At 45.3% G+C, this 7,019-nt stretch carries 5 protein-coding genes; 2 read left to right on the top strand and 3 right to left on the bottom strand.

The genetic code is table 11. From position 1 onward, the window contains the following. Positions 1 to 1,425 carry an amidase gene (locus tag BKB51_RS12780; RefSeq protein WP_085901452.1) on the bottom strand — a complete coding sequence of 475 codons (1,425 nt, stop codon included), beginning with the start codon at positions 1,423 to 1,425 and terminating at the stop codon, positions 1 to 3. 63 nt (positions 1,426 to 1,488) lie between these two features. Then, positions 1,489 to 2,451 (bottom strand): hydrogen peroxide-inducible genes activator, encoded by a 963-nt coding sequence (locus tag BKB51_RS12785; protein WP_198946722.1) that lies wholly within the window; start codon positions 2,449 to 2,451, stop codon positions 1,489 to 1,491. 204 nt (positions 2,452 to 2,655) lie between these two features. On the opposite strand from BKB51_RS12785, the gene BKB51_RS12790 reads away from it, so the two are divergent. Next, a complete protein-coding gene (locus tag BKB51_RS12790; RefSeq protein WP_085901453.1) occupies positions 2,656 to 4,113 on the top strand; it encodes a catalase in 1,458 nt (485 codons plus the stop codon). A 363-nt stretch (positions 4,114 to 4,476) separates the two neighbouring features. Then, a complete protein-coding gene (locus tag BKB51_RS12795) occupies positions 4,477 to 6,078 on the top strand; it encodes a PAS domain-containing sensor histidine kinase (protein ID WP_085901454.1) in 1,602 nt (533 codons plus the stop codon). Positions 6,079 to 6,145: 67 nt separating this feature from the next. Here the strand turns inward: BKB51_RS12795 and BKB51_RS12800 are convergent, their stop codons facing one another. After that, positions 6,146 to 6,739 carry a cytochrome P460 family protein gene (locus BKB51_RS12800; RefSeq protein ID WP_085901455.1) on the bottom strand — a complete coding sequence of 198 codons (594 nt, stop codon included), beginning with the start codon at positions 6,737 to 6,739 and terminating at the stop codon, positions 6,146 to 6,148. Positions 6,740 to 7,019 lie beyond the last annotated feature (280 nt).

Here is a 7,019-nt window from a genome sequence, read left to right on the forward strand (position 1 = left end):
TCAGTGATTCCTCGGATCGATAGGTGTTTGCATTTTAGGCAAAACTTCTTCCAATAGGTTTGCTGCTGAGAGTAAGGGGCCTTCACCCTGTGGTTTGCCGACAAGCTGTAGTCCGACGGGTAGGCCTGTTTTTGTCAAACCACAGGGGATTGAAATTGCGGGGGATGCGGTAAGCGTTATCGTGGATACTATCGCCAACCAGTCGATGTAGGTTTCCAGTTTCTGACCCGCACATTCATCCACATATCTTTGTTCTACAGGAAAGGGCGGCACAATGGTTGTGGGGCAAATTAACAGATCGTATTCATTAAAGAATTTTTGCATGGAATAGTAGATTTCACCTCTTTTCCGTTCCGCCCATGCGATGTCTTCGGCACTCAAGGAGCGCCCATATTCAATGTTCCAGATAATGTCCTCTTTCAACTTATCTCGATGTTGATCTAAAAGAGGTCCTAAGCCGACAACAAAATCTAATCCCCGCAAGCGTTTAAATACTTCAGGAGCATCGCGGAGATTTGGTGTCATGTCCTCGACAACGACATTAGCATTCTCGAATTGTAGCGCCGCGTTTTTGCATATTTCAGCAACCTCTGGGTCAACCGGACTAACACCAAGGTCAGGGCTGTATGCGACCTTTATCGGTTTTATTTTCTTGTTGGTAATTGACAGGAAACTATTTTCGGGGTTTGGCTGAGCCAAAGGGTTCATGTTTTTGAAGCCAACCATAGCATCTAGTAATAAAGCTGTGTCTGCTACATTTCGTGCCATCGGTCCTTGCATGGATAGAGTTTGGAACGGCGATGTTCCTGGTCCATCAGATAATCGATGCATAGAAGGGCGCAAGCCGACGACCCCGCAAAAACTTGCCGGATTACGGAGTGATCCGCCCATATCGGATCCATGCGCTAGCCAGGCACATCCTGTGGCAAGAGAAGCCGCAGCACCTCCGGAAGAGCCTGCTGCTGACTTTGACAAATCCCACGGGTTTCTGGTTGTTCCCAGAACAGGGTTGAATGTATGCGCGCCGGCGCCAAATTCCGGTGTATTTGATTTGGCATAAACGATGGCACCATTTGTTTCCATGGTTTCAACCAAAACATCGGACCAGTCGGGGATGCGATCTGCAAAAATCGGGCTGCCAGATGTAGTTCGAACGCCTTTTACGGCGGTTAGGTCTTTAACTGGCACAGGAATACCAGCCAAAAGCCCGCGCGCTTCAATTGGTTTGGTTTCAAGTTTTTTTGCAAAGTCGTAGGCGCGGTCAAAACAAAGAGTTGGCAGGGCATTAACCGAGCCATCCACCTGCTGAATTCGATCTTCAAGAGCATGCAATAGATCTGTTGGTTTGATGTCTTTGCGAACAAGACGATCTCTTATTTCACAGGCTGTGGCATTGATGAGTTCAGAGGTGCTGGTTGCAGACATTTTTATGCTCGGAGGTAGATGATAAATGAGAGGGGTAAGCCAAAGAAGGCTTTTAGCTTATACCTATCCGGCTTCTTTGGTCGATAGCATTTTAGACAGAAATGAGCTGATTTGTTTTTGTGCAGTCTGGGAGAGTTGATCGGCGAGTAATTTGAGATCCTTTTTCCTGACCGAGCTTTTTCGCCATGCCAAACCAAGTTTCCTGTGACCAGAGTTTCCCTCCAATGGTGTTAGAGATACATTTGTACCCGAGAGTAATGATGATTGGCAGGAAAGCGCGGGTAAAAGAGTGACCCCCAGACCGTTAGCAACCATATGCACCAGCGTCAGCAAACTGGATGCCTGTAGGGTTTGTCCGGGTTTTAACTTTGTCATATGACAGACCGCCAAGGCATGATCACGTAAGCAATGCCCCTCTTCGAGGAGGATAAGCTGGCTTTGCAAGGCTTGACTCTGTAACAGATGATTACGTTGCGCAGCATCCATTGTGGCAATTGGATGATCAATGGGGTGGGCCAACAGGAAGGGGTCTTCGGCCAGTTCAACCCACTCAAGGCTTGCTTCGTTATAAGGAAAGGCCATTAAGGCTGCATCAATGGTTCCTGCCCGTAAACGATCAATGAGACGGGATGTTTCATCTTCGACGAGGTAGAGCTTGAGATCGCGATATTCTTTTCGTAATCGGGGAAGTGTCTGCGGCAGCAAGTAGGGTGCAATCGTCGGGATGGCACCAAGTTTAAGATCGCCACTAAGTGTCTCGGTACTATGCCGTGCCATTGTTGCGATATCTTCTGCGCCCCGCAGCAGTTCTATTGATCGCTGAACAATATCATTACCCAACTCGGTAAAGAGAACTCTGCGCTTGGTCCGCTCAACCAGTTTACAGCCAAGTAAATTCTCAAGCTCTTGAATGCCAGCACTTAGGGTTGATTGGGTTACGAAACAGGCATCGGCAGCCCGCCCAAAATGGCCGTGTCGCTCCAGCTCGACGAGATATTTTAACTGCTTTAGCGTGGGTATATGCATATTAATCGATTTTCCCAATTATTGTGATCAGAATAACTTGTTGGATCGATTTAAAGCAAGTGCGTATTGTTTCTTTATCGGCCGGCGCAATTCAAACGATACAAACAAAAACAATTTTAAACTTCACAACAGGCCGGATGAAGCAATTTTGATCAATTCCCAGCCTCTATTCTCAAGGTTGGATAAGGAGAGAAGGTAAGCAGAATGAAGAACAAACTTACAACCGCATTCGGTGCTCCCGTTGTAGATAACCAGAACATTCAAACCGCAGGGCCACGCGGTCCAGCGCTATTACAAGATGTTTGGTTCTTGGAGAAAATGGCCCATTTTGACAGAGAGGTCATTCCTGAAAGACGTATGCATGCCAAAGGGTCTGCTGCGTACGGTACATTCACTGTTACACAGGACATTACGAAATACACGAAGGCCAAGATCTTTTCCGAGATTGGCAAGAAAACCGATATGTTCCTTCGCTTTTCCACAGTAGCGGGCGAACGTGGTGCTGCAGATGCCGAACGTGATATTCGTGGCGTTGCAATGAAGTTTTATACAGAAGAAGGAAACTGGGATCTTGTCGGAAATAACACTCCTGTATTTTTTCTTCGGGACCCTATGAAGTTCCCGGATCTGAACCATGCCGTAAAACGCGATCCAAAAACTAATATGCGTAGTGCTGATAACAATTGGGATTTCTGGACCAGCTTACCGGAAGCTCTGCATCAGGTCACGATTGTGATGAGTGACCGCGGTATCCCGGCGACGTATCGCCATATGGATGGTTTTGGGAGTCATACCTTTAGCTTTATCAGTGCGAATAACGAGCGTTATTGGGTGAAATTTCATTTTAAAACCCAGCAAGGTATTAAAAACCTAACGGATCAGGAAGCCGCCGAACTGGTTGGTCAGGATCGTGAAAGCCATCAGAAAGATCTTTTTGATTCAATCGAAAACGGCGACTTCCCTAAGTGGACGCTATTTGTTCAGGTGATGCCGGAAAAAGAGGCTGGATCTTACCACCTCAACCCGTTTGATCTGACCAAGGTGTGGCCAAAAGCGGATTATCCGCTGATTGAAGTTGGTGAATTTGAATTAAACCGTAATCCTGAAAATTATTTTGCAGAAGTTGAGCAATCTGCTTTTAACCCTGGGAATGTTGTACCTGGTATTAGCTTCTCGCCAGACAAAATGCTTCAGGGACGTTTATTCTCATACGGTGATACACAGCGTTATCGTCTGGGTGTTAATCATAGTCAGATTCCGGTTAACGCACCTCGTTGCCCTTTCCATTCTTATCATCGTGATGGCGCAATGCGTGTTGATGGTAATGGTGGCAGTCGTATCGGTTATGAACCTAATACACAGGATGAATGGAACGAACAGCCTGATTTTGCAGAACCTCCTTTATCAATCGAAGGAGCTGCAGATCACTGGAACCACAGAGAGGATGACGATTATTATTCTCAACCTCGTGCCTTGTTCCAGCTCATGACTGCTGAGCAGCAACAAGTGCTGTTTGAAAATACAGCAAGGGCTGTTGGTGGGGCTCGACTGGACATTCAGCATCGTCATATCCGCAATTGTTACAAAGCTGACCCTGCCTATGGCGCTGGTGTTGCCAAGGCGCTGGGTTTGAATGTTGAAGAGATAGCTGCCGCGGAATAAGAAATTATTCAAAGGCAGTACGAAAGGGAAGGTCGCGCCGGGCCTTCCCTTTTTTGTATTTGAATTACTGGTGGCCTTATTGAAATTTTCACAGAATTGAAGTTTTTACAGAGGGGTTTGGCAAGTTTAATTTAAAATGAAAGTAACTTAGGCGTGTGTATTGTGTAAGTTAATTCATCTTATTGATGCTGATGTTTGGGTAAATATTCTTTTTTTGAAAATATTACTGAAATAATATGGTTAATGCTCAAAATTAAATTGATCTTTTATGTTCTATTTGCTTTCTCATGACTGAGACGGCGCTTTAGTATTGGTTTTGAGAACACAGAAGCCCGGTAATTCAATTTGAAATGGGCTGTGTGTATGACCAGCGAGCATTATCGTAATGAGCATGCTCTTACTTCGGAAGCACGAAGTAATGTGAGCAATATATTACTCGAAAATAGCTTCGAGGCCGTTCTTGTCACCGATATCAAGGGACAGATTTTATATACGAACCCGGCTGTCAGCAGAAATTTTGGGTATAGGTTAGAAGATCTCTATTCTCAGTCAATTTTTGATGTCTTTACCGTTAGTGAAGATGATCAGAATAAGCTTCTGAAAGTTTGCGACAAGGACAGTTTGCCCGACGCTGAAATTATTCTTCCCGGATTGATCAAATCAAGATCCGGGGACGAAATTGATGTGCAGCTTAGATCTTTTGTAACGGAAACTTCTACTCAGCGTCAGTTTACTTTCCTTGTCCGCGATATCAGTACCCGGGTTTCGATCAGCCGTGAGCTAGCATCTTCGCAGCAGTTAATGGGCAGTATCGTAGCCGGGGTTGGCGATGCAATTATTGCTACTGATCAAGAAGGTTACCTGACACTTTTTAACAGAGGTGCAGAAGATACTTTTGGATATCGTGCGGATGATATTTTGGGCGAACACCTCGACAGCCTGATACCTGAAGAACACCGTGGTGATCATCGTACCTACATGGCCAGTTTTGATGCGGGTGCCATTGATACGCGCGGTATGGGAACACGAGGTGCCATTTCCGGTTTGCGTCAAAATGGTGAAGTATTCCCCGCGGAAGCAACGATCATGAAGATCGGTGAGGACGAGCAACAAACCTTTGCGGCAGTTGTCAGAGATGTATCGGAACGAATTAAAGTTCAAAACCAACTCCGCGAAGCGAAAGACATGGCTGAAATTGCCAGCCAGATGAAGTCATCGTTTCTGGCAAATATGAGCCATGAACTTAGAACTCCATTAAACGCGATTATCGGCTTTTCTGAATTTATTACGGAAGAACATCTGGGGCCAATTGCACATCCAAAATACCGGGAATATATCGGGGATATACTGGATAGCGGACGACACCTCTTAACAATCGTGAACGACATTCTTGATCTGTCACGTGTGGAAGCTGGTGAAATCCAACTCAACGAAACCGTCGTATGTGTTCGCCAGTCAATTCTATCTGCCTATCGCTTTGTGAAGCGTCAGGCGAAGGTAAAAAACATTACGCTTGATGCAAACCTTAGCGATGATTTGCCATATCTTTTTGCTGATGAACGTTTGGTGAAACAGGTTATTATCAACCTGGCAACCAATGCTGTGAAGTTCACGCCAGATGGTGGCTCTATTAAGGCAGAGGTTCGTCGTGTTGATGGGGATAATGGTATTGCTATTGTTATCTCTGATACCGGGATTGGGATAGCCAAAGATGATATAGAGCGGGTCATCAAGCCTTTCGAACAGTGTGAAGCCAGCTATACAAAAACCATAGAGGGTACAGGGTTGGGATTGTCTCTAGCCAGATCTCTTATGCATTTGCATGGTGGTGAGCTATCTATTGAAAGTGAAGTCGGACTTGGTACATCAGTTGTTCTAACCTTCCCGGTTGATCGGGTGGTAACAAAAGAAACAGCTCTCACAGGGCTACAATCAAAGACATCTGTACGAAAGCTTACAGCTTAAATTATGCAAAAGAAAAAGGCTGAGTGCCCACCACTCAGCCTTGAAAGTTAATGAGCTTTACTGACTACTAATTTACAACTCGGTAGTCTTCTTCAGGGAAAAACATGTAGTCTTGATCTTCGCCGACTGCATTGTGGCAATCAGCACAGAACTTCACTTTCTTGGAGTTATGACCATTTGTTTCGCCAAAAATCTTTCCGCTTGGGGTCACAAGCGTATATTTCCAGTCACCGTTTTCAGGGGCAAAACCGGCTTCCATTTTTTCCATCAAGAATAAAGGACCGGGCTTTACGCCCTTCTTACCAACTTTGAAACTATCCTTGGCAACAATGGCGCCTACAGGCAGCGTACCGATATCTTCGTATTTCCCATAGGCCTTCGCGAGATCATTTGCGTAGTTGTGAACCAACCGGCCACCGTGTGTGCTGGATTTGTGAGGTGCTTTTGTATAGCGATCCCAGTTGAAGTATTCAGTAGAAACAGGGTGGCCTGATTTTGCATAGCCATCTCTCATCTTTGGTGAGAGAGTTTCGTAATGTTCGGCAGCTTTCTCAGAGGTAACGTCTTCAGCATTCACAGCTGCGGGTACCATAAATAGTGTTGGTACAAACAATGTTGAGAGAAGGAAGCTTTTGACAGATGAGCTGAACGTGATCTTCATTTGGGTATCTCCAATTATCCTGACTGGCACCGAATTATCGCCTTACCCGCGTTTCGGTATTTTTTTGTTCTTCTTTCTAGATAGCATTCTTGTAAGAAAGTGGGAGTAAAGCTTCTTCACGATCAAGTGAGATCAAGTGCTTAAAGGAAAGTTAGCTCATAAGAAAAGGGCCGCATAAATGCGACCCTTTCTGATTTAATACGTGTCGCGTCCTGAAATAAGTTTACATATTGGAGACTTATGATGGGACCTTCAAAGAAAGAGCGAGTAAAGCGTAGTC

Source organism: Kiloniella majae (assembly GCF_002118315.1).
GTDB lineage: Bacteria > Pseudomonadota > Alphaproteobacteria > Kiloniellales > Kiloniellaceae > Kiloniella > Kiloniella majae.

What these genes read in the sequence shown, in the direction of transcription:
- BKB51_RS12790 (WP_085901453.1), top strand. Translation starts at nt 2,656, where the DNA reads ATGAAGAACAAACTTACAACCGCATTCGGTGCTCCCGTTGTAGATAAC.
- BKB51_RS12795 (WP_085901454.1), top strand. Translation starts at nt 4,477, where the DNA reads ATGACCAGCGAGCATTATCGTAATGAGCATGCTCTTACTTCGGAAGCA.
- BKB51_RS12785 (WP_198946722.1), bottom strand. Translation starts at nt 2,451, where the DNA reads ATGCATATACCCACGCTAAAGCAGTTAAAATATCTCGTCGAGCTGGAG.
- BKB51_RS12800 (WP_085901455.1), bottom strand. Translation starts at nt 6,739, where the DNA reads ATGAAGATCACGTTCAGCTCATCTGTCAAAAGCTTCCTTCTCTCAACA.
- BKB51_RS12780 (WP_085901452.1), bottom strand. Translation starts at nt 1,425, where the DNA reads ATGTCTGCAACCAGCACCTCTGAACTCATCAATGCCACAGCCTGTGAA.